The organism is Candidatus Rickettsia kedanie, from assembly GCF_045865205.1.
Lineage (GTDB): Bacteria > Pseudomonadota > Alphaproteobacteria > Rickettsiales > Rickettsiaceae > Rickettsia > Rickettsia australis.
Genome location: NZ_BAABMM010000029.1, coordinates 1 through 19198, shown reverse-complemented (window position 1 = coordinate 19198; position 19198 = coordinate 1). Strand labels below are relative to the sequence as shown.

The window sequence follows — 19198 nt, the reverse complement described above, 5'->3', positions numbered from 1 at the left end:
CTTTAAGTTAAAGCAAAATAATCAAAATTGGAACAAAAGCTAGAAGATAATACACAGGACACCAAAACTATATCTGTCGTTTAATATATTTATGAAAACACCAAAAACTGGGAAATGGTGGGTGATAGTGGACTCGAACCACCGACCTTTACGATGTCAACGTAATGCTCTAACCAACTGAGCTAATCACCCTTAGAGCATATCAGTAAATAAATTTTAAAAGAATTAAATTATCGGTTAAAATTTATTTACTGATATGCTCTAATAATTTTAAAATTCTATATTTATTGCATAATGTACTAGATTTCAAGCTTTATTTCCATTATTTATAATATTTTATTATTTAGTCTATAATTTTATGGTGGATTTAACAACTAAAGCCTTTGATATTTCTAAAAATTTTACTATTTCTCTTGACGGTCCCGCTGCTTCAGGTAAAGGGACTATCGGTTTAATACTGGCAAAAAAATTTTCTCTTCAATATTTTCAGTCAAGTATTGTTTATAGGCAGCTTGCTTTTGACTGTATTAATCAAAAAATAGATGTCACTGATATAGATGCAGTCATTGCTTTATCTAAAGAATTAAAACTCGATAGTAATCTTGACTGGGAGAATGAGAGTATAGGCGATATAGCATCGCAAATTGCCGTAATAAGTGAAGTTAGAAATAATCTAAATAAATATCTGATTAATCTAGTAAAAACAATGCCAAGAATCATTATGGAGGGTAGGGATATAGGTACTGTTGTTGCACCTGAAGCAGATTTAAAGATTTTTATCACCGCAAATCCTCAAATTAGGGCTGAAAGACGATATAAGCAGTTGCAAGCAAAAGGAAAAACATGTATACTCGATGAGATTTTACGGCAAATAATTTTGCGAGATAAAAGAGATAAAGAGCGAAAAACCGCACCGTTATTACCGGCTTTAGATGCTTTAATTATCGATACTTCAGAGCTTTCGGCTATGGAAGTCGTAGAAGCAGTAACAAATTACATAAAGAATAAAATAACTTGAAAAAGTGCTAAGTTATTTTATTCGATTTTATGGCGTTGTTGCATGGATACCTGCAGCATCATTGCGAGTGACCAAAAGGAACGCGGCAATCCAGAAAATAATTAAAACAATGCTAAAAATTAGCATTGTTTACTGGATTGCTTCGTCGAATTACTATGTAATTCTTCTTGCAATGACGGAAAACCGAGCCATTGCAGCAGCATCCAATGTTATTAACCCTTTAAAAAATCTTATTAGCTTAAGCACTTTAGCTAATATTACGAGAATAATATGTCAATAAAACTAAAACAACGATTTGTTCCACAACTTGCAGCAATTAATCACGAATTTGAAGAAGATTTTTCTAAAATGCTTGAAACCGTTGATACAAGTCATATAAAAGAAAAAATGGTAGTTAAAGGTCAAGTAATCGAAATAAAAAACGATATGATTATTGTTGACGTCGGGTTAAAAAACGAAGGTAGAATACCTAAGTGTGAATTTCTAGCTTTACCTGAAGTTGGGGACGTAGTTGAAGTTTTCATCGAGAAAATTGAAGGACGTAATGGCAGAACGATATTGAGCCGTGAAAAAGCAGTTAAAGAAGAATTATGGGGACAACTAGAAATCATGTGTTCCAAGGGTGAATTTGTCGACGGTACGATTTTCGGTCGTGTGAAAGGAGGCTTTACCGTGGATTTATCCGGTGTAGTAGCATTCTTACCGGGAAGCCAAGTTGATGTTAGACCTATTAAAGATCCTACTTCTATAATGAATATCAAGCAACCGTTTAAAATTTTAAACATGGATAAAAAGCTTGGTAATATAGTAGTTTCAAGAAGAGCGATCTTAGAAGAATCACGTTCCGAAGCTAGAGATGAGATGCTATCTAAAATTAAAGAAGGCATGGTATTAGAGGGAACCGTAAAAAACATTACTGATTATGGTGCGTTTATCGATCTTGGAAGTGTTGACGGTTTATTACATTTAACCGATATTTCTTGGGGAAGAGTTAACCATCCTTCAGAAGTATTAGCATTTAACCAAAAGGTTAAAGTAATGGTTATTAAGTTTGATGAAAAAACCAAAAGAATATCACTTGGTATAAAACAACTTGATTCTAATCCATGGGAAGCAATTAAAGAAGAATTCCCAGTCGGTAAAAAAATGACCGGTAAAGTTACAAATTTTGCTGATTACGGTGTATTTATAGAATTAAAAGACGGACTTGAGGGACTTGTTCATGCAAGCGAAATGAGTTGGTTAAAATCTAATCAAAACCCTAGAAAAACGCTAACTATAGGGCAAGAAGTAGAATTCGTAGTTTTAGAGGTTGATACTGAAAAGCATCGTGTTTCTTTAAGTATTAAACAATGCCAAGAAAATCCTTTAATAAAGTTTGCTGAAAATAATCCTGTCGGTACTATAATTAAAGCACCGATTAGAAATATTACGGATTTCGGTATTTTTGTTGCACTCGGTAATAATATGGACGGCATGATTCATGAAGGTGATATTAGCTGGGAATATAAGGGAACAGATCTATTAAAATCATACAAGAAAGGTGATGAAATAGAATGTAAAGTTCTAGCCATGAATATTGAAAAAGAACAAGTTAGCTTAGGTATAAAACAATTGTTGCCTAATCCATATCAAGAAATCAGTGACGAATATAAAAAAGGCACAATAGTTAAAGCCCTTATAACAGAAGTTAAAGATGATGGACTCGCAGTACTATTAAACAATAAAGTGGCAGGTTTTATTAAAAGAACTGAACTATCGGATGAAAAAGACGAGCAGGAGCCTGAAATGTTTAAAATAAACGAAGAAATAGAAGCAAAAGTTGTTTCTATCGAGAAATCAACCGGTAGAATTTTATTATCGGTAAAAGCTCATAAAATAGCAGAACGTCAAAAAGCTCTCAAAGAATATGGTTCTAGTGATAATACCACCAATATGGGCGATATACTTGCTAATGCTTTAGAAGATAAGAAGTAAGCAATCATCACTGCGAGCAGGCGTTGCCCGTGTGGATATCTAATCGTCATTGCGAACGACCGTATGGAGGTGTGGCAATCCAGTAAAAATAATTAAAAAATTCTGATTTACAGAATTTTTAACTGGGTTGCTTCGTCAAAACTTACAGTTTTTCCTAACAATGACGAGTTTCAATATCCACGCAGACCACGTTCGCTCGCAATGACGAAACATCATATAATCAATCTCAGGAGAAAATATTAATGTCGTATGTACCGATAGTAATTGAGCAAACCTCTCGAGGGGAGCGTGCTTATGATATATATTCAAGATTGCTAAAAGAGCGTATAATCTTTGTATGTAGCACTGTTGAAGATCATATGGCAAACTTAATTGTTGCACAATTATTGTTTCTTGAAGCAGAAAATCCTAAAAAAGATATATATATGTATATCAATTCCCCTGGAGGAGTTGTAACCGCAGGTCTTGCGATTTATGACACAATGCAATATATAAAACCTAAAGTGGCAACGCTTTGCATAGGTCAAGCTTGTTCTATGGGTTCACTTATACTTTGCGGAGGCACGCAGGGGATGCGTTATAGTTTACCTCATAGCCGTATTATGATCCATCAACCGTCAGGAGGTTATAAAGGGCAAGCTACCGATATAGAAATCCATGCTCAAGAAATTCTAAAAATCAAAAGGTTACTTAACGAATTGTATAGTAAACATACTGGACAAGAGTTAAAACATATCGAAAAAAGTATGGAACGTGATAACTTCATGTCACCAGAAGAAGCAAAGAAATTTGGAATAATCGATAATATAATTTCTTCTAGAGATGCTATGACAATGTCAGCAAAATAAAAAATTGGTATTGCTAACTCAATAATTAATCTATACTTAGTTAGCAATGCTCAAAGAATTTTATAAAAAAATCTTATAGATTTAGTTTTATTATTATAGTATAAGAAAATTAATTTGTTATTGGGGTCATAGCTCAGTTGGTAGAGTGCTTGAATGGCATTCAAGAGGTCGAGGGTTCGATTCCCTCTGGCTCCACCATGTCTTATTTCTATTTCAATTTATAAACACTTCAAACAATAAACATATTATAAACTAAGAACTTTTTACTTTTCAAAAAAGTTAGATAATATTCAATCTTTATCATAATTCCTTTTTAGATTAGTTTTAACTTACTTAGTGAATTAATTAAGAGACTATAAAATGAATAAAGTAATTACACAATTATCAGAAATTAAATTAGTTGGTATGTCAAGCCACGGTATGACACCGAGGATGTTTTTCGAGCCATGCAACAAGGCTGCATTTGCAGGAATGACAATAAAATTACCTTTTTTAAGGCAATACTAAATATATTTTGTAAAGCTAGGGATATTGATATAGATTAACTGTAAAAAAGAATTAGTGAGAAAATGCCGAAAGATTAGAATTTAGATATAGAAAGAAAGCAAGACCATATTGAAATTAATCTTACAAAAAACGTTGAATCTATACTTAAAAGCGGTTTTGAATCTATTCAATTTATTCACAACGCATTACTGGAAATTAACTATGATAGCATAGATACTACTACTTTCCTCGGAAAATACCTACAAGCACCTATTCTAATTTCTAGTATGACCGGAGGAACGGCGAGAGCTAGCGATATTAACTATAGGCTTACACAAGCCGCACAAAAAGCCGGAATTGCTATGGGGCTTGGCTCTATACGGGTTTTGTTAACGAAGCCGTATACGATTACGACATTTGCCGTAAGGCATATTGCTCCCGATATCCCATTACTAGCAGTGCAGCTTAATTATGGAGTAACACCAAAAGAATATCAGTTATTTAGTTGATGTCGTTAAAGCTGATGCCTTAATTTTACACTTAAACGTGTTACAGGAATTGACTCAACCGGAAGGTAATAGAAATTGGGAAAATCTTTTACCGAAGATACAAGAATTGGTTAATTACCTCTCTGTCTCTGTAGTCGTTAAAGCAGTAGGATATGGTTTGTCTAAAAAAGTTGCTGAAAGCCTTATAAAGGTAGGGGTTAAGGTTCGTGATATTGCAGGGAGCGGCGGAACATCTTGGAGTCAAGTAGAGGCTTACCGTGCTACAAATTCATTGCAACACCGTATAGCTAGTAGTTTTATTAACTGGGGAATCCCGACTTTAGATTCTCTAAAAATGGTGAGAGAAGTTTCGGGGGACATTTCGATTATTGCTAGCGGCGGGTTAAACATTGACGGAGCAAAAGCAATCCGTATGGGAGCTAGTATTTTTGGATTTGCCGGTCAATTATGATACTTCAGAAAAGAGATACAATTGATAATCGAGCAGCTTAAAATTACCATGATATGTACTGGATCACGTACTTTAAAAGATTTAGCAAAAGCAGAGATTAGGTTGTAGTAAGATTTACTAAATTATATTTTCCACAGTAATTTAAAAAATTCTTCAGAAATTTGAATTATAGTTTTCCAATCACTAATAACTTGTGAATGAAATACACAAGTGCCATGATCTTCTCTATCAGAATGTATCATCCAAGGTATAAACTTACCTAAAGAGTTTAATTTTTTATCAATGCTTTCATACTCATCAAAATTATAATTTGTAAGAGCAATTATTTGAGCTTTTTGTAGTTCTTGCTCTTGGGCTAACTCTTCTTCATTTAAATTGTATGGAGGAACATAATAATGGTATCCTATGTGCTAAACTACAGGCGGAAACAGTTTAATTATAACATGCTAGGATATACATTAATCTCAAATTCTTTTAATACATCTGGTATTTTTGCGTAATTATAATAACGTTTTATTAAATATTTGATTTGTTCTTCTGTTAAATGTGATAAATCTTTATGAGCCACAACTTAATTGATTATTAGGTATATAATTGTAACTTATAAAATTATGGCTATAATAGAGAAAGTAATATAAATATACAACTATTTTTATCATAAAAGTAAAAATAGCAATTAAAAAGACTATCAATATGGGGTCATTAGTAGACGATAAGCTTTTTAAAAAGCTTTTAGACTTTATAAATGTAATCACAAATGCGTATGAAACTTTTAAAGGTTTGACAACCCTAAATTTGAGAGGCGAAGACCTTGGTTATATCTTGGTTTTCCCGTTCAATAAACTACAAGAAGCCGCGAGCTTTCTAGAGCTGGCGGAGAGAGGGGGATTCGAACCCCCGACACGTTGCCGTGAACACACTTTCCAGGCGTGCGCCTTAAACCGCTCGGCCATCTCTCCAAAATTTTTAGCGTTATGTGCACGATCTAAGAAATTTACCAAAACATCATTGCAAGCGGGCATTGTTGCGTGGACCGGTAATGCTCTTTTGTCATTCTTAGCTAAAAGCTGGAATCCAGAAAAAAGTATAAATACAACAAATTTTTGAAATTAAAAGCTCGCTTCATGCTGGATTCCTGCGTTCGCAGGAATGACATCAGTATACACGCGCGGGCAATGGCCTTGCGAGCGACTCCAGACGTTGCCCACATGACTCAAGAATTGTCATGAGCTACGCAACCGTAGGCTGTGCGGCAATCTCAGGCAATAATAACAAACTCCTGAGATTGCTTAGTCAAAACTTACAGTGTTGCCTCACAATAACGATAAAAACGATCCATATACCGGCAACGCTAAGACTTATTCTTAGAAAAAATATTATTAGCTTCTTCTAGCTCATTTTTAGTATTAACACCAACAATTAAATCATGATCAGTAGACAATAAATATGAAACTTTTTCACCGTGATTTTTACATATTTTTACTATTTCAGTTAAATAAACTTCCTTATTACCGTTAGTATTAGTAGCAAATAAAGGTAAGTATTTATTTAAAATTCCGCTACTGAAAGCCATAATACCTGAATTACAAAGTTTGATGTTTTTCTCTTCTTCGCTTGCATTTTTATATTCAATTATCTCTAAAAATTCACCATGGTTATCAGTAGCTATTCTTCCATATTGAGCCGGATTTGCTCTCTCAAAGCTTAAAGTAACTAATGCAGAATTAGTAAGGCTTAAGTAATCTATTAATTCATGCATAAGTTTTGGAGTAATAAGAGGATGATCACCGTATAAAACTAATATTGTTTTATTTTTATCCATTAAATCTATTACTGCATAAGTAGCATGAGCTGTGCCTTTAGGTTCTTCTTGCAGTACAAAGCGACACATATTTTCATAGGGCATTAAATGTTTTTTAAGTTCTTCTGAATAAACTATAATTACATCATTTGTGACGTTAAGCGAATTCTTTAATACCGTTTCAAGCATTGGAACTCCGCCAACTTTATGCATTACTTTTGGTAAATCGGACTCCATTCTAATACCTTTACCGGCTGCTAAAATAATTATTTGATAATTTGTATCGTTATAAGTCATTCTTCTCCTTGTATTATTTCGTAAACATCATCAGATAATTCATAATTACCGAAAACTCTTTGTACATCGTCACTTTCTTCTAAAATTTCTACAAGCTTTAGTAATTTTTTAGCTTTTTCCTTATCATCTATAATTATTGTATTTAATGGAATCCAGCCTATATAAGAGTCTTCAGGTATACCATATTTACCGGTTAAAAATTCTAGAACTTTAGAAAAATTTTCAATATCCGTATAGATTGTATGGCATATTGCATTAGATACGATATCATCCCCTCCGGCTTCTATAGCTGCCTCAAAAATCTCTTCATTCGATGCTATGGTTGTTGGATACTGAAGCACTCCGCAATGTTTGAATAAATAATTAACGCTACCTGTTTCACCTAAACTGCCACCGTATTTGGTAAAACCGGAACGCACTTCAGCAGCAGTACGGTTTTTATTATCGGTTAAAGTTTCAACTATTATAGCAATACCGTTCGGTGCATAACCTTCATATCTAATTTCCGTATAATTTTCGGTATTAGCATCGTCAGCACTATTAATAGCTTTATCTATTCTTTCTTTTGGGAGATTTTGACTGCGTGCGGCGGTTAAAGCATTTCTAAGGCGTGGATTATCTTCAGGGATATTAGAAGAGCCAGTTTTAACTGCAGTAACTATTTCACGAATTAATTTAGTAAAAACTTTTGCTCTTTTTTTATCTTGAGCTCCTTTACGATGCTGAATATTTTTAAACTTTGAGTGCCCGGCCATATTCTATCTAGAAACAATTAACCTTGTTTCGCTTTAAATCTTTTGTTCTTTTTATTTATCACAAAAATTTTGCCTCTTCTTTTAACGATTTGACAATCTTTAGCACGCTTTTTTAGTGATTTTAATGAGCTAACGACTTTCATAAAATATACTTAATTACATTTAATTTGGACTAATAATAAACATTTTTATTTAATCAGTCAATTACCAATTTAAAACATTTTTAAACAAAATACCATATTTCGTGGTTTTTATTGACATAATTAATAAGATAATGTATTTATACAAAGGTCAAATTATGAAAAAATATTCGTCATATGATTTTAATCAAGTCACTATAAATGAAATTAAACAAAATGGAAGAGAATGGAGTTTAGACAAACCATATGATGATGAATTTCTTGTTGAATTACCGAAATTAGTTCAAAAATTTGATCTATCTGAAATAATTACAAAAGTAGATTATCCAGGTAAACATGTATCCATATTTAATGCATATGTTCAGCTTGCTCAATAGGCTGAGAATGCTATTAAAGATGAGCAACAAGGTGAAAAAAAGCTAATAATCAATGGAAAACTATAAAAGCGGTATTAGACATGCTAAAACATCAGGTATAGATTATTGTAGTTTAACAAGAGGCTGGGAAAATAATAAAGGGGCAGCACAAGGCGATCAGATACTAAAGCTTCTAGAGAAAAATTTACAAGCAACAAAAAATCATCCTATTAAATCAGAAATATTTAATCTTATACTAGAAGAAATAAATAAAGGAGAGTATGGGTTTATATGCTATCCCTGATAATTATAAAAGTAATCCAAATGTAAAACATGCAGCTGCAAAATATCAAGAGTTGATAAATAGTGATAAACTTTTAGTGTTAGGAGTTAGATGGAATAGTATGGAGACAACAAAAGATGCATTTGAAGTTATATCTTCTGATGAAGAATAAAATATTTCTGATGATGATTTCGCTCCACCTGCAGGAATGCCAAAAGAGTTGGATTTAAATAATCCTAGTTCTGATCATTGGAATGTTTTATTTAATCAAGCAACTACCCTTGCTAATAAAGCAACTTCAACACCGGAAAATTATCAAGCATGGCAAAATCATGCCGGTGCAATATTAAATAATGCATAATTAGGTAAACAACCTTCTACTAGTTCAAATACCGCTAGCTCTAATAGAGTAGAGTTTAATGTTAAAGAAAGTATTAATGAAATCAATAAGTTAATAAAAAATTACAAAATAGTAATCAGTGAAGAATATATAAATAGAGTCTTAGAAACCGAAGATGTAGAGATAATAGATTAAGCTTTAAATACTTCTCTGAATTTTGTAAGTAAGTCTTTATTTGTAGAGTCAGATGAGTTTCAAAATTTAGCAGAATTTATAGAAGATTTACTACCTATATTAGATAAAGAAAGTAAAGCGCTAAAATATGAATATTGTACAGTAATAACAGAAGGAATAAGTAATCCATTACAAGTATTAGGCTCTATGTTTGGTGGAGAACCATTAAATCCATTAAAAACAGCAGCAGAAGCATATATAAAATGGTATGAAGAAAACTTTTCTAGAAGTGAAAATTTTGAAATTACTGGAAGTAATTTAAACAACCATGAAGTCGATTCTTTAGGCGATACTTTACATGCTGGTCTTGATTTATATTAAGTCTTCAAATCTTAAATATCATAACCTTCTTTGTTTCATAAGGGAAGTTATGATATTTCTCTTTTTCTTAAAAATAATTAATAATTTCTATACACAAACCTTATATTTTATTGACAAAATTTTACAAATTCTATACACTCCCATTTTCAAAAATTTAGGATCCATATTCCATGGTTTTTAAGATTTTAATTTAAATAAGGATGTATTTTTGTGAAAGAGTCATTAGTTGAAAAATTAAAAAAGATACAGTAAAACCACTAGAGACGACAGATTATTTGAGCATACTTATCGAAATTAAAAAGTTTATTGAAACTAGTAATATTGATAATATAGCGTTAAGGCAAGGCTTGTTGTCCTTAGAACAGGTTTCAAAAGAAGCAAAAAATAATAATGAAGCTATTATATAAAAGGTAAGGATATATTAGAGTTACTTGCTCAAAATTTACCGGTCACTAAAAGCGATCCATTAAAAGCAGAAATATTTCACGTAATACTAAATGATTGTAGTGATTATTATAGAAATAATGAATATGTTAATAATACATATCAATGGCTTAAAGAAGTTGGCGTAAGATTGAGTATAGTTAGAACTGCAAGTTTAAATGAAGAAACATTAATCTCAGAAAACTTTAACTTTAATAAAAAGTCAGCTGAGTTAGAGCCTGTAGTAATAGAACTTGAACAAATATTAGAAACATTAGGTATTACTAAAGATAATTTTGATGCTAATGATTTATAAGTAATCTGGTTTGTTTCTTATCTCATCACTTCCCTTGCTTCATAAGATAAGTTATGGTAGACTAATTTATCTTATTGTAACTCAAGTTTATTTTAGCGTTGCCGGTATGGTTTGGGAATTGTGCCAAATTTTCCTATATCATTCCCGTGAAAGCGGGAATGATATAGAAGAGTATAGGAATGATGTTAAAACTATACTACTCCTATTATTATCCTTTCTCTTCTTTTCAAATCCGGCTATTGCCGATCCTGAAATAGCTGAATCCTTTAAATGTTCAAAACTTTTTCCTTACTTTGAAAAAAAATTTAATATCCCATCTAATACGTTACATTCAATAGCTTTAAAAGAATCGGGAAAAAAACATACAACCCGTAAAATTAGAGTAGTATGGCCTTGGACGGTAAACGTTGAAGGAAAAGGCTATTATTTTAACACAAAAAGAGAAGCCATAAGTTTTGTTAGAATAGAGCTTATAAGAGGGCAAGAGAGTATTGATGTCGGATGTATGCAGATTAACTTAAGACATCATTTAGAAGCTTTTAATTCCCTTGAACAGGCATTTGATCCAAATAATAATGTTCATTACGGAGCAAAATTCTTACGTTCAAAATATGCTCAGCTAGGGAGTTGGCACAAAGCTATAGCGCATTACCACTCAGCCACTCATGCTTTAGGGTTTAAATATAAGCAAGATGTAGTTAAAATAGCAAGTAATATGGCTCTTTATAAAGCCTCATTACATAGTTATCTAAATAATAATGAAGGGGTTTTAGAAGATCTAATACCGGTCAATAATAATAAAGTTCAAAAAAAATCACTTTTTAGTAGCAATAAAAGATACAGAAGTAGTATTATGATACCGGTTCCTGCTAAAATTAATTAATTCTATGAATATACTCGTTGCACTTAAAAAATTGGCTGCATCATCCTACAAGTTCTGCGGTGTTCAAATATTAAGTATACGCTCCGCTCCTCGCCTCGTGGATTCCTTGCTCTTTTTCAAGTTAAACTGTGTATCACAACTATTAATTTGTTTTTTAATATTAGTAAGTATGGTAAAGGCAAATGCCGATTTTAACAATATTCAAGATAATTTTGAATATCAGGAAGAGCAGTTAACAATAGAATTACCTTGGAGCGATTGTACCGAAATTCATAAATTATTAGAGGAAAAATTATCTTTCTCTGCACAACAAATAAAAAAAGAAAAGAAAATTTATGAGAAATATAAGCAATTTTATTTAAAACATAACAATCCTACTAATTTTTCGATGCAATTTCTTGAGAAAAAATCTGAGACTAATGGAGTCGAAACTTTAATATCAGGTTTTTTAAAATTTTGTGAAGATAATTTCCAAACCAGTAAAAGTAAATCTAATTCTCTAAATTATTATATTAAAAAACAACAAGACCAATGGTATAATGATATAAGAAATGAGAATTACAAAATATATTATAGAAAAAAATACGAGGATAATATCTTTAGAAATAATTAATTTATTTCAGTACTTGATTCATGTATTGTTTAATTTATATTAACTATTAATAAGATACATAGTTATTTATGTTAAAGAAATTTGTATTAGTATTGTTGTGTATAAGTAGTTATAAATCTCTAGGAGAATCCAATAAGACCGAGAACAATGTTTCAGCGGTAGAAAGAAAAAAAGTTTCTAGTAATGATAAACAACTAACACCTGTCTACTGAGAGCATTGGGATCTAACTTCGGATTTAAATCCTTCAGAAAAAGGCCTGTTGAGTTTAGAACCTTTATCGCCTAATAATCAAAATACAAAACCTATAGTTGTAGGTGTCCAGGAGAATTTTGAAGGATTAGATAGAGTTAAAGGGGATGATATTCACACTGCAAGACAGAGAAAACTTATTCAAAATAGCTTGCTAAAAGATGATTTTTTGAATTATCAGCCAGTAAAAGATGGAAAAACTATAGGAATAGAAGACCTAATTAAGGACTTTAATTCTAAACAACAAATGAGAGAATTATATATTTTCAACAGATTAAAGCTAAAAAATCACCGAAATAACGCAGTAGCGGGAATAAATAACAGCTTATTTATCAAGCATGCAGCTAATGATATAATAAGTCGATTAGGGATGATTGATAAGGATGTTTCTGATATTCTAGAAATATCGGCTAAGTGTGGTTATCTTACGAGCTTACTAAAAAATGCTTATCGCAGTGCCAATATTACCGTAACAGATATGTCGCCTTTATTGCTTGATTCTTTTGAGTATAATCACAAATTGTTAATTGATGATGAAGATTTAGAATTTCCAAAAGATTCTTTTGATTTAATTATTTATTCATTAGGGTTACACTGGATAAATGATGTGCAGAGTTTTCTGTCTAATATAAAAACATTTTTAAAACCTGAGGGTATTTTTATCGGTAATTTTGTCGGCGGAAATAGTTTAAAGAATTTACGTAAATCTTTAATAGATGCCGAAACAGCAAGTGGTTTTAAACACTATCCTCATATTTCTCCCTTTATTCATTTTGACCATGTCCCAATGCTATTATTGCAAGCAGGATTTGCCGAAGTAATTATTGACTATGAAAATATAGAGCTAAAATTTGATAATCTCGTAGCTTTAATGAGGGAAATAAAAAATATCGGTGAGTCAAATTCACTAAATTCTAGTCATAATTACGCTATTTCTAAAAAGATGTTTTCTTTACTACAAAATTATACAAACGGCTTTGAAGATAATATTAATTTAATTAGTTTTATTGCTTCACCCAATAAAAATAGTATAAGATTAAAGTTGTTATAGGGTTTATAATATTGTATTGTTGTCATGCTGTGGTTTGAATATTGTCATCCTGCGACTTGATCGTGGGATCCGGTCTTTTTTAATTTTTTTCTGGATACCGTGGTCAAGCCACGGTATGACAAAGAGAGGATAATATAAGGTAAACATATGCAGGAATTTGATTTAGTGGTAATAGGTAGCGGTCCGGCCGGTTATACAGGTAGTATTAGAGCTGCTCAGCTTGGTATGAAAGTAGCGTGTGTTGAGAAAAATGATACTCTCGGTGGCACTTGTTTAAATATAGGGTGCATACCGTCTAAAGCTTTACTTAATTCCTCTGAAAAATATGAAGAAGCTTTAAAGCATTTTGAGAGTATAGGTATTACTGCAGATGTAAAATTAGACTTACAAAAAATGCTAGCTAATAAAGATAAAGTAGTTTCTGACCTTACAAAAGGGATAGAAAGCTTATTTGCTAAGAATAAGATTACTAGGATAAAGGGCGAAGCTAAAATTATCGCGAGCAACATTGTGGAAGTAAATAAGGAGCAAATTAAAGCCAAAAATATCCTAATTACTACAGGTTCCAGCGTCATAGAAATACCAAATATCAAAATAGATGAAGAGTTTATAGTTTCATCTACCGGAGCTTTAAAGCTTTCTAAAGTACCTGAGACCTTAATAGTTGTCGGGGGAGGATATATAGGCTTAGAACTCGGCTCAGTTTGGCGTCGTTTAGGTGCTAAAGTAACGGTTATTGAGTATGCACCGAGCATGATGCCTATGCTTGATAAGGAAATTGCTACGCAGTTTATGAAGCTACAGCAAAAACAAGGTATAGAGTTTAAACTAAATACTAAAGTGTTGTCTGCTGAAGTAAAGTCAGGAAAAGTAGATCTGACAATAGAGGAGGGCGGTAAGAGTTCGGTAGTAACTAGCGATGTGATATTAATGGCAGTAGGTAGAAAAGCCTATACGCAAAATCTAGGGTTTGAGTCTGTCGGCATTATTACAGATAAGCAAGGTAGAATTGAGATTAATGACCGGTTCCAAACAGCAATTGCAAATATTTACGCAGTCGGGGATGTGGTAAAGGGAGCTATGCTTGCTCATAAAGCCGAGGAAGAGGCTGTAGCTGCCGTGGAAATTATGGCAGGGCAGGCAGGACATGTTAACTATAATCTAATTCCAAGCGTAATATATACTTATCCTGAAGTAGCAAGCGTCGGTGAAACGGAAGAACAGTTAAAAGAACAAGGCATTAATTATAAAGTAGGTAAGTTTCCGTTTTTAGCAAATAGTAGAGCAAGAGCAATCGGTAGTACAGAAGGGATGGTTAAGATCCTTGCCGATAGTAAAACCGATAGGGTTTTAGGAGCTCATATTATAGGAGCCAATGCAGGTACACTCATTGCCGAGCTTACTGCTTATATGGAATTCGGAGCAGCTTCAGAAGATATAGCAAGAACCTGCCACGCCCACCCGACTTTAAGCGAGGCTATAAAAGAAGCAGCTCTTAGTGTGGATAAGAGAACTATCAATATGTGATGTTGTTCTACTCCAATGTCATTCCCGCGTAGGCGGGAATCTAGTAAAACATATAAAAAATTTGTTTTTATATGTTTATTTTTCAAATATTGAATGTAATTTTTGTACTAATATTAAGGTTATTTTCTGTGTTCCCGCCTACGCGGGAATGACATAGAGGAGTGCTGGAATGACAGTAACAATGACCACACAAGAGCTGCGTCTTTATTTCAAAGAATTTTTAATAAAAAACCAAGATAAGATTAATTACGACTTATTTAAAAACGCCCTAATCAATAAAATTAACCTGTTATTATAAGGAGTTAAAAGTACAAACAATTGGTCTCTATTATCCTCTAAAATACGAAATTAATTTACTTGAAATAACAAACTTACATCCTGAAATAAAATTTTTCCTACCAAAAATTATAGCAGATGAAATCAAATATTGTTCATATAAATCCAATGATGAACTAGTGCAGGTGAATTTAAAACCTATGAGCCTCTAAATAATGATTTTTTTATTCCTGAGTTAGTGATTATCCCAGGTCGTGCGTTTAGTAATGAGGGTTACAGACTTGGATATGGCAAAGGACATTTTGATCTATATCTTAATAATAACCGAAATATATTGGCTGTCGGAATTTGTTGAAAAGAGCAGTTAATAGATAATTTTCCTGTTGCACCTCATGATCGTAAACTTGATTTTGTGATTGCGGTATAATAACCTTAATTTTTTTAATTGTATAAAATATTATATTTGTATATTATTATTACAAAAATCAACTTAGGGTAAAATGGTTGATATAATAAAAAAATTGTCATATTGCTCGGTGTACCTTTTGCTTTTTTTTGCACAAGCATTTGGAGATTGGCTAGAAACAGGACAAGTATCCGGTGATACTCAGACTGGAGACATTTGCTTTCAATTAGCATTGATAGGAGTAGGGACACTTATCATCGATCAGGCATTTAGTAACTTGCCTGATTAGGCATACAATGAATATGTCAAAATAGTACAAGATAGTGAGATACAAGTGACATTAGTTGGCTAACTTTTTTCTATTCATATATAGCTACAAATTATTTGATTTGTAGCTTTTTTCTTATAAGTTATTACACAAACTTATTATTTCATCTTTATATTTTTGTTTGTGTAAATATTTACTTTTTAAATTGAGATTTTTAAAATCCTTGTGATTCAATGGCGGGTATTTACTAAGCTTTATTATATCTTCATCTAAAATAAAATGCTTACGAGGAATATTTATAGTTTGTACATTCTCTTCACGATAAGCTGCAAGTGCTTGAATTTTACGGTTAAAACTCTCATCATCACTTCTATATTTTATTTTTTTCCACGCATCTTTCGGCTCAACCTTATAATTTCTAACGTCTAATAAAGAACTAAGAGTAATTTGGTATTTATTAGTTAAATTATCTCTAATAATTATATTATTTAACTCTTGATATATCTTATACAAATACTCCACGTCTAACATTGCATAATTTAACATATCACTAGTGATAGGGCGTTTTAGCCAGTTAGATTTTTGGTGGGTTTTATCAATAGTAATACCGATTAGCTTATAGCAAAGGTCATCATAGCTTAGCTGTTTACCGAATCCACAAATATTTGCTGCAATTTGTATATCAAAAACATTAGAAGGTAGTGTTTTAAATAAATTATAGAAAATCTCTAAATCTTCCCGAGGAGCATGAAATATTTTAGTAATATTATTATCTGCAAGTAACCTATTAAAAATATTTAGATCTAAACTGCTTAATGCATCAATTACTCCGCAATATTCTTCTGCTTTAACTTGAATTATACTAAGCTGAGCATAATAGGTATAGCGACGCTCAAATTCCGTATCTATGCTTAAGCATGTCTTATTTGCTAACCTGTTACAAAATTCTTCTAATGTTTTTTGATTATCAATAATTTGCATAGAAGCTATTTATAAAGCTCCAATAATTTTTAAGAAAAGATTAGTATGAGACAACGACAGGACCACTTCAAGACCGATTAAAATAATAATAATCCACTCAAGTTTGGTAGAATGTTTATAATTAAGGTCATTTGAAAGAATATCCAAAAGCTCGTGAATCATATTAAGCCGGTGATTCATTATATTTTGCCGTATTTCTATGTCTTGGAACTCTGCTGTCATCAGATATAGAGGCTCATAGCTCGGACGACGCCAAAAGAATTCAGGAGTATCGAATATATCGCTATGCAAGCTAATAGAATAACGCTCGTTAAATAATATACCTATTTGCTGTAATATCTCCTTTTTAGAAAGCGATACGCTACCGGTCCTAGCCAGTTCCTGTTGTATAGGAGTTGTCTGAACAATCAAGTTACTAACAGACTGCTCAAGAACGCTAAGTTTAACCGATTGTGCAAGAGCATGGCAAATAGAAAGTTTAACAAAAACTGATTTATCTGCTAAGATTATTTTATTTTTTTCTTCATCAATAAATGTTTTCTTGACTTCCGTATTATATTCAAAATAAATATAATCAGATAACGGCTCTTTAAGCTTATTTACTGTTACTAAATCAGTATCGCTTAAAACTATTTTTTCTTGAATTTCATCGCCGCCCCAAATAGTTACACAGCCAAATGGAAAGAAAAATATCTCTATAAAATCAGAATCTTGATTTATCTCTTTCCGAATATATAAAACATCGTCAAAATGTTGAGGCTCAAGACCAATCTTTTTTAAATTAGTAACTAGATCACTCATCTTATATTCGGAAGCAGTACAGTAAGATGAACATCTCATGATTATTAAGTTTAATTTATATAAATTTAGAGTATAGTAGTTAGGTACCTATAAAGTCAATAATATTATAATTATGTATGAAATATTAAGTAATAGAGAGATTATCAAAATAATAGGTTTAGATTCCGTAAAGTTCCTACAAAATCTTGTTACTAACGATATTAAGAAAAGTCAGTATTGCTATACCTATTTACTTACTAATCAAGGAAGATATTTATTTGATTTTTTCGTGTATGTTCGCAACCTTGAAGAAATTTACCTTGATATTGATAAAAGTAATAAAGCTGCTTTGATAGAGCATTTAAACTTCTATAAATTGCGCTCTAAAATACAAATAATAGATTGTAGTGACGAATATAAAGTTATCTACTCACTTCAAAAATTAGATATAGACACACTAGTTTCGTCTCGTGATCCGAGATATTCTATGCTTGGTTTTCGTTCTATAAATAAGTGCGGTGTCATACCGTGGTTTGACTACGGTATCCAGAACACAATTAAAAAAGACTGGACCCCGTGGAGAAGCCACGGGGTGACGGAGATGGAATCGATCCATGCAACACCCCGCTCCCCATGTCATTCCCGCGAAGGCGGGAATCCAGCCTCCTTATATCTAGAAGATAAATATAATTTCGCAATAATAGACGGTGTGGAAGATTTAATCACCGATAAATCTATTCCAAATATGTACGGTGCTGAGGAGTTAAATGCAATTAGTTTTGACAAAGGCTGTTATGTCGGGCAAGAAGTTATTTCAAGAGCTAAATATCAAGGTGTTATAAGAAGAAAGATATATAAAATTACAGCAAATGAAGATTTATCCTCATTAGTTAAAGATGAAGCAATACTCGCAGATAACGATAAAATCGGTGTAATATGCTCAAGTTACCGTAATAAAGCAATCGTCCTAATCAGAGAAGAAAAATACCTTACTTGTAAAGCAGCTGATATTACTGTTAAAGGGATTAAAATAAACTTATCTCTTGCTCCTTGGTATTAGATAATAGTTAAGCTTTTAATAATTTCTAGACCATATAATTTTGTAGTTTATTTTATATTGATACTTTTTTTATAAAAAAAATTTTTGGAGCTATGATGTCAAATCCTTCCCAACTTATACAAGAATTTAAATTTACTGCGGCTGTTGGGGTATTAGCATCAACTAATGTAAATGAGTGAGGCAATATAATTTTCCAGCTAAAAAAACCTGAAGGTACCATATCTCCTTATGCAGCAATAAATGTTAATGCTTTAGAAGCTTTATGATTTATGAATTCTGTACTCACTTTAACGTCTAATAATCAGCAGCAGATAAAAGATAGGGTAATTTTATTAAAAATTGTATTAAAACTGCATATAATAAATGGTAATACTACAGCTCATTGGCTTGCTTGGGGCGGAGCTATCGAAGAACTTTACGGTTGGCACTGTTACAAATAGTTATTGTGAGTTTATTTTGTGAAGGTTTACAAAGTAGTATATGTTATGTATTAAAATGCTAATAGATTTTCAGTAATAATTCTCATTTCGCCTTGAATGCCTTGAGCG

The 19198-nt window shown here is 32.0% G+C and carries 23 protein-coding genes, 3 tRNA genes and 2 pseudogenes; 20 read left to right on the top strand and 8 right to left on the bottom strand.

Features of this window, described 5'->3' with window-relative positions; translation table 11 throughout:
• Positions 1 to 115: 115 nt before the first annotated feature.
• A tRNA-Val gene (locus ACKTSD_RS04140) sits at positions 116 to 192 on the bottom strand.
• Positions 193 to 358: 166 nt separating this feature from the next.
• Between ACKTSD_RS04140 and ACKTSD_RS04135 the strand changes: the two genes are divergently transcribed.
• The 6 genes and pseudogenes from ACKTSD_RS04135 (at position 359) to fni (ending at position 5397) form a co-directional block, all read left to right on the top strand.
• Positions 359 to 1018 (top strand): (d)CMP kinase, encoded by a 660-nt coding sequence (locus ACKTSD_RS04135; protein WP_412708127.1) that lies wholly within the window; start codon positions 359 to 361, stop codon positions 1016 to 1018.
• 270 nt (positions 1019 to 1288) lie between these two features.
• On the top strand, positions 1289 to 2995 hold the full coding sequence (locus tag ACKTSD_RS04130) for a 30S ribosomal protein S1 (protein WP_412708126.1): 1707 nt from the start codon (positions 1289 to 1291) through the stop codon (positions 2993 to 2995).
• Positions 2996 to 3237: 242 nt separating this feature from the next.
• A complete protein-coding gene (gene clpP / locus ACKTSD_RS04125; RefSeq protein WP_412708125.1) occupies positions 3238 to 3843 on the top strand; it encodes an ATP-dependent Clp endopeptidase proteolytic subunit ClpP in 606 nt (201 codons plus the stop codon).
• A 122-nt stretch (positions 3844 to 3965) separates the two neighbouring features.
• A tRNA-Ala gene (locus ACKTSD_RS04120) sits at positions 3966 to 4041 on the top strand.
• A 162-nt stretch (positions 4042 to 4203) separates the two neighbouring features.
• Positions 4204 to 4350, top strand: coding sequence for a hypothetical protein (locus ACKTSD_RS04115; RefSeq protein ID WP_412708124.1), 147 nt, complete (start codon positions 4204 to 4206; stop codon positions 4348 to 4350).
• A gap of 86 nt (positions 4351 to 4436) precedes the next feature.
• Positions 4437 to 5397 (top strand): annotated as a pseudogene (gene fni, locus ACKTSD_RS04110) (type 2 isopentenyl-diphosphate Delta-isomerase).
• Positions 5398 to 6160: 763 nt separating this feature from the next.
• On the opposite strand, the gene ACKTSD_RS04105 reads toward fni, so the two are convergent.
• The 4 genes from ACKTSD_RS04105 to ykgO form a co-directional block, all read right to left on the bottom strand.
• Positions 6161 to 6248: transfer RNA gene (locus ACKTSD_RS04105), tRNA-Ser, on the bottom strand.
• Between the two features lie 392 nt (positions 6249 to 6640).
• Positions 6641 to 7387: a sugar phosphate nucleotidyltransferase gene (locus ACKTSD_RS04100; RefSeq protein ID WP_412708123.1), complete on the bottom strand. Its 747-nt coding sequence runs from the start codon at positions 7385 to 7387 to the stop codon at positions 6641 to 6643.
• Positions 7384 to 8142, bottom strand: a complete 759-nt coding sequence (locus tag ACKTSD_RS04095; RefSeq protein ID WP_412708122.1) for a YebC/PmpR family DNA-binding transcriptional regulator — start codon at positions 8140 to 8142, stop codon at positions 7384 to 7386. Before ACKTSD_RS04095 ends, ACKTSD_RS04100 begins: the two co-directional genes overlap by 4 nt.
• A 17-nt stretch (positions 8143 to 8159) precedes the next feature.
• Complete coding sequence (ykgO, locus tag ACKTSD_RS04090) at positions 8160 to 8285, bottom strand: type B 50S ribosomal protein L36 (RefSeq protein WP_412708121.1); 126 nt, start codon at positions 8283 to 8285, stop codon at positions 8160 to 8162.
• Positions 8286 to 8440: 155 nt separating this feature from the next.
• Between ykgO and ACKTSD_RS04085 the strand changes: the two genes are divergently transcribed.
• The 10 genes from ACKTSD_RS04085 (at position 8441) to ACKTSD_RS04040 (ending at position 13352) form a co-directional block, all read left to right on the top strand.
• Positions 8441 to 8659 carry a hypothetical protein gene (locus ACKTSD_RS04085; protein ID WP_412708120.1) on the top strand — a complete coding sequence of 73 codons (219 nt, stop codon included), beginning with the start codon at positions 8441 to 8443 and terminating at the stop codon, positions 8657 to 8659.
• A 52-nt stretch (positions 8660 to 8711) separates the two neighbouring features.
• Entirely contained in the window at positions 8712 to 8942 is a 231-nt protein-coding gene (locus ACKTSD_RS04080) for a hypothetical protein (protein WP_412708119.1), read from the top strand.
• Positions 8920 to 9093: a hypothetical protein gene (locus ACKTSD_RS04075; RefSeq protein ID WP_412708118.1), complete on the top strand. Its 174-nt coding sequence runs from the start codon at positions 8920 to 8922 to the stop codon at positions 9091 to 9093. Before ACKTSD_RS04080 ends, ACKTSD_RS04075 begins: the two co-directional genes overlap by 23 nt.
• Before the next feature lie 36 nt (positions 9094 to 9129).
• Positions 9130 to 9282: a hypothetical protein gene (locus ACKTSD_RS04070; RefSeq protein ID WP_412708117.1), complete on the top strand. Its 153-nt coding sequence runs from the start codon at positions 9130 to 9132 to the stop codon at positions 9280 to 9282.
• A gap of 360 nt (positions 9283 to 9642) precedes the next feature.
• Positions 9643 to 9816, top strand: a complete 174-nt coding sequence (locus tag ACKTSD_RS04065; protein WP_412708116.1) for a hypothetical protein — start codon at positions 9643 to 9645, stop codon at positions 9814 to 9816.
• 275 nt (positions 9817 to 10091) lie between these two features.
• A complete protein-coding gene (locus ACKTSD_RS04060) occupies positions 10092 to 10223 on the top strand; it encodes a hypothetical protein (RefSeq protein WP_412708115.1) in 132 nt (43 codons plus the stop codon).
• Between the two features lie 167 nt (positions 10224 to 10390).
• Entirely contained in the window at positions 10391 to 10555 is a 165-nt protein-coding gene (locus tag ACKTSD_RS04055; RefSeq protein ID WP_412708114.1) for a hypothetical protein, read from the top strand.
• A 106-nt stretch (positions 10556 to 10661) separates the two neighbouring features.
• Complete coding sequence (locus ACKTSD_RS04050) at positions 10662 to 11438, top strand: lytic transglycosylase domain-containing protein (RefSeq protein ID WP_412708145.1); 777 nt, start codon at positions 10662 to 10664, stop codon at positions 11436 to 11438.
• A gap of 169 nt (positions 11439 to 11607) precedes the next feature.
• Positions 11608 to 12051, top strand: a complete 444-nt coding sequence (locus ACKTSD_RS04045) for a DUF2532 domain-containing protein (RefSeq protein WP_412708113.1) — start codon at positions 11608 to 11610, stop codon at positions 12049 to 12051.
• A gap of 497 nt (positions 12052 to 12548) precedes the next feature.
• Entirely contained in the window at positions 12549 to 13352 is an 804-nt protein-coding gene (locus ACKTSD_RS04040) for a methyltransferase domain-containing protein (protein ID WP_412708144.1), read from the top strand.
• Between the two features lie 3 nt (positions 13353 to 13355).
• On the opposite strand, the gene ACKTSD_RS07850 is transcribed toward ACKTSD_RS04040, so the two are convergent.
• On the bottom strand, positions 13356 to 13499 hold the full coding sequence (locus ACKTSD_RS07850; protein ID WP_456237198.1) for a hypothetical protein: 144 nt from the start codon (positions 13497 to 13499) through the stop codon (positions 13356 to 13358).
• On the opposite strand from ACKTSD_RS07850, the gene lpdA reads away from it, so the two are divergent.
• Both lpdA and ACKTSD_RS04025 read left to right on the top strand, forming a co-directional pair.
• Positions 13500 to 14879, top strand: coding sequence for a dihydrolipoyl dehydrogenase (gene lpdA / locus ACKTSD_RS04030; protein WP_412708112.1), 1380 nt, complete (start codon positions 13500 to 13502; stop codon positions 14877 to 14879).
• Positions 14880 to 15060: 181 nt separating this feature from the next.
• Positions 15061 to 15582 (top strand): annotated as a pseudogene (locus tag ACKTSD_RS04025) (5-formyltetrahydrofolate cyclo-ligase).
• Between the two features lie 382 nt (positions 15583 to 15964).
• Here ACKTSD_RS04025 and ACKTSD_RS04020 read toward each other — a convergent pair.
• Both ACKTSD_RS04020 and ACKTSD_RS04015 read right to left on the bottom strand, forming a co-directional pair.
• Entirely contained in the window at positions 15965 to 16810 is an 846-nt protein-coding gene (locus tag ACKTSD_RS04020) for a ribonuclease D (RefSeq protein WP_412708111.1), read from the bottom strand.
• 9 nt (positions 16811 to 16819) lie between these two features.
• Positions 16820 to 17611 (bottom strand): RMD1 family protein, encoded by a 792-nt coding sequence (locus ACKTSD_RS04015; RefSeq protein WP_412708110.1) that lies wholly within the window; start codon positions 17609 to 17611, stop codon positions 16820 to 16822.
• A gap of 112 nt (positions 17612 to 17723) precedes the next feature.
• Here ACKTSD_RS04015 and ygfZ point away from each other — a divergent pair, with 112 nt between their 5' ends.
• Positions 17724 to 18650 carry a CAF17-like 4Fe-4S cluster assembly/insertion protein YgfZ gene (gene ygfZ, locus ACKTSD_RS07845; protein ID WP_456237196.1) on the top strand — a complete coding sequence of 309 codons (927 nt, stop codon included), beginning with the start codon at positions 17724 to 17726 and terminating at the stop codon, positions 18648 to 18650.
• 269 nt (positions 18651 to 18919) lie between these two features.
• Positions 18920 to 19090, top strand: coding sequence for a hypothetical protein (locus ACKTSD_RS03995; RefSeq protein WP_412708109.1), 171 nt, complete (start codon positions 18920 to 18922; stop codon positions 19088 to 19090).
• Positions 19091 to 19198 lie beyond the last annotated feature (108 nt).

What these genes read in the sequence shown, in the direction of transcription:
- ACKTSD_RS04135 (WP_412708127.1), top strand. Translation starts at nt 359, where the DNA reads ATGGTGGATTTAACAACTAAAGCCTTTGATATTTCTAAAAATTTTACT.
- ACKTSD_RS04130 (WP_412708126.1), top strand. Translation starts at nt 1,289, where the DNA reads ATGTCAATAAAACTAAAACAACGATTTGTTCCACAACTTGCAGCAATT.
- clpP (WP_412708125.1), top strand. Translation starts at nt 3,238, where the DNA reads ATGTCGTATGTACCGATAGTAATTGAGCAAACCTCTCGAGGGGAGCGT.
- ACKTSD_RS04115 (WP_412708124.1), top strand. Translation starts at nt 4,204, where the DNA reads ATGAATAAAGTAATTACACAATTATCAGAAATTAAATTAGTTGGTATG.
- ACKTSD_RS04100 (WP_412708123.1), bottom strand. Translation starts at nt 7,387, where the DNA reads ATGACTTATAACGATACAAATTATCAAATAATTATTTTAGCAGCCGGT.
- ACKTSD_RS04095 (WP_412708122.1), bottom strand. Translation starts at nt 8,142, where the DNA reads ATGGCCGGGCACTCAAAGTTTAAAAATATTCAGCATCGTAAAGGAGCT.
- ykgO (WP_412708121.1), bottom strand. Translation starts at nt 8,285, where the DNA reads ATGAAAGTCGTTAGCTCATTAAAATCACTAAAAAAGCGTGCTAAAGAT.
- ACKTSD_RS04085 (WP_412708120.1), top strand. Translation starts at nt 8,441, where the DNA reads ATGAAAAAATATTCGTCATATGATTTTAATCAAGTCACTATAAATGAA.
- ACKTSD_RS04080 (WP_412708119.1), top strand. Translation starts at nt 8,712, where the DNA reads ATGGAAAACTATAAAAGCGGTATTAGACATGCTAAAACATCAGGTATA.
- ACKTSD_RS04075 (WP_412708118.1), top strand. Translation starts at nt 8,920, where the DNA reads ATGGGTTTATATGCTATCCCTGATAATTATAAAAGTAATCCAAATGTA.
- ACKTSD_RS04070 (WP_412708117.1), top strand. Translation starts at nt 9,130, where the DNA reads ATGCCAAAAGAGTTGGATTTAAATAATCCTAGTTCTGATCATTGGAAT.
- ACKTSD_RS04065 (WP_412708116.1), top strand. Translation starts at nt 9,643, where the DNA reads ATGTTTGGTGGAGAACCATTAAATCCATTAAAAACAGCAGCAGAAGCA.
- ACKTSD_RS04050 (WP_412708145.1), top strand. Translation starts at nt 10,662, where the DNA reads ATGGTTTGGGAATTGTGCCAAATTTTCCTATATCATTCCCGTGAAAGC.
- ACKTSD_RS04045 (WP_412708113.1), top strand. Translation starts at nt 11,608, where the DNA reads ATGGTAAAGGCAAATGCCGATTTTAACAATATTCAAGATAATTTTGAA.
- ACKTSD_RS04040 (WP_412708144.1), top strand. Translation starts at nt 12,549, where the DNA reads ATGAGAGAATTATATATTTTCAACAGATTAAAGCTAAAAAATCACCGA.
- ACKTSD_RS07850 (WP_456237198.1), bottom strand. Translation starts at nt 13,499, where the DNA reads ATGTTTACCTTATATTATCCTCTCTTTGTCATACCGTGGCTTGACCAC.
- lpdA (WP_412708112.1), top strand. Translation starts at nt 13,500, where the DNA reads ATGCAGGAATTTGATTTAGTGGTAATAGGTAGCGGTCCGGCCGGTTAT.
- ACKTSD_RS04020 (WP_412708111.1), bottom strand. Translation starts at nt 16,810, where the DNA reads ATGCAAATTATTGATAATCAAAAAACATTAGAAGAATTTTGTAACAGG.
- ACKTSD_RS04015 (WP_412708110.1), bottom strand. Translation starts at nt 17,611, where the DNA reads ATGAGTGATCTAGTTACTAATTTAAAAAAGATTGGTCTTGAGCCTCAA.
- ygfZ (WP_456237196.1), top strand. Translation starts at nt 17,724, where the DNA reads ATGTATGAAATATTAAGTAATAGAGAGATTATCAAAATAATAGGTTTA.
- ACKTSD_RS03995 (WP_412708109.1), top strand. Translation starts at nt 18,920, where the DNA reads ATGAATTCTGTACTCACTTTAACGTCTAATAATCAGCAGCAGATAAAA.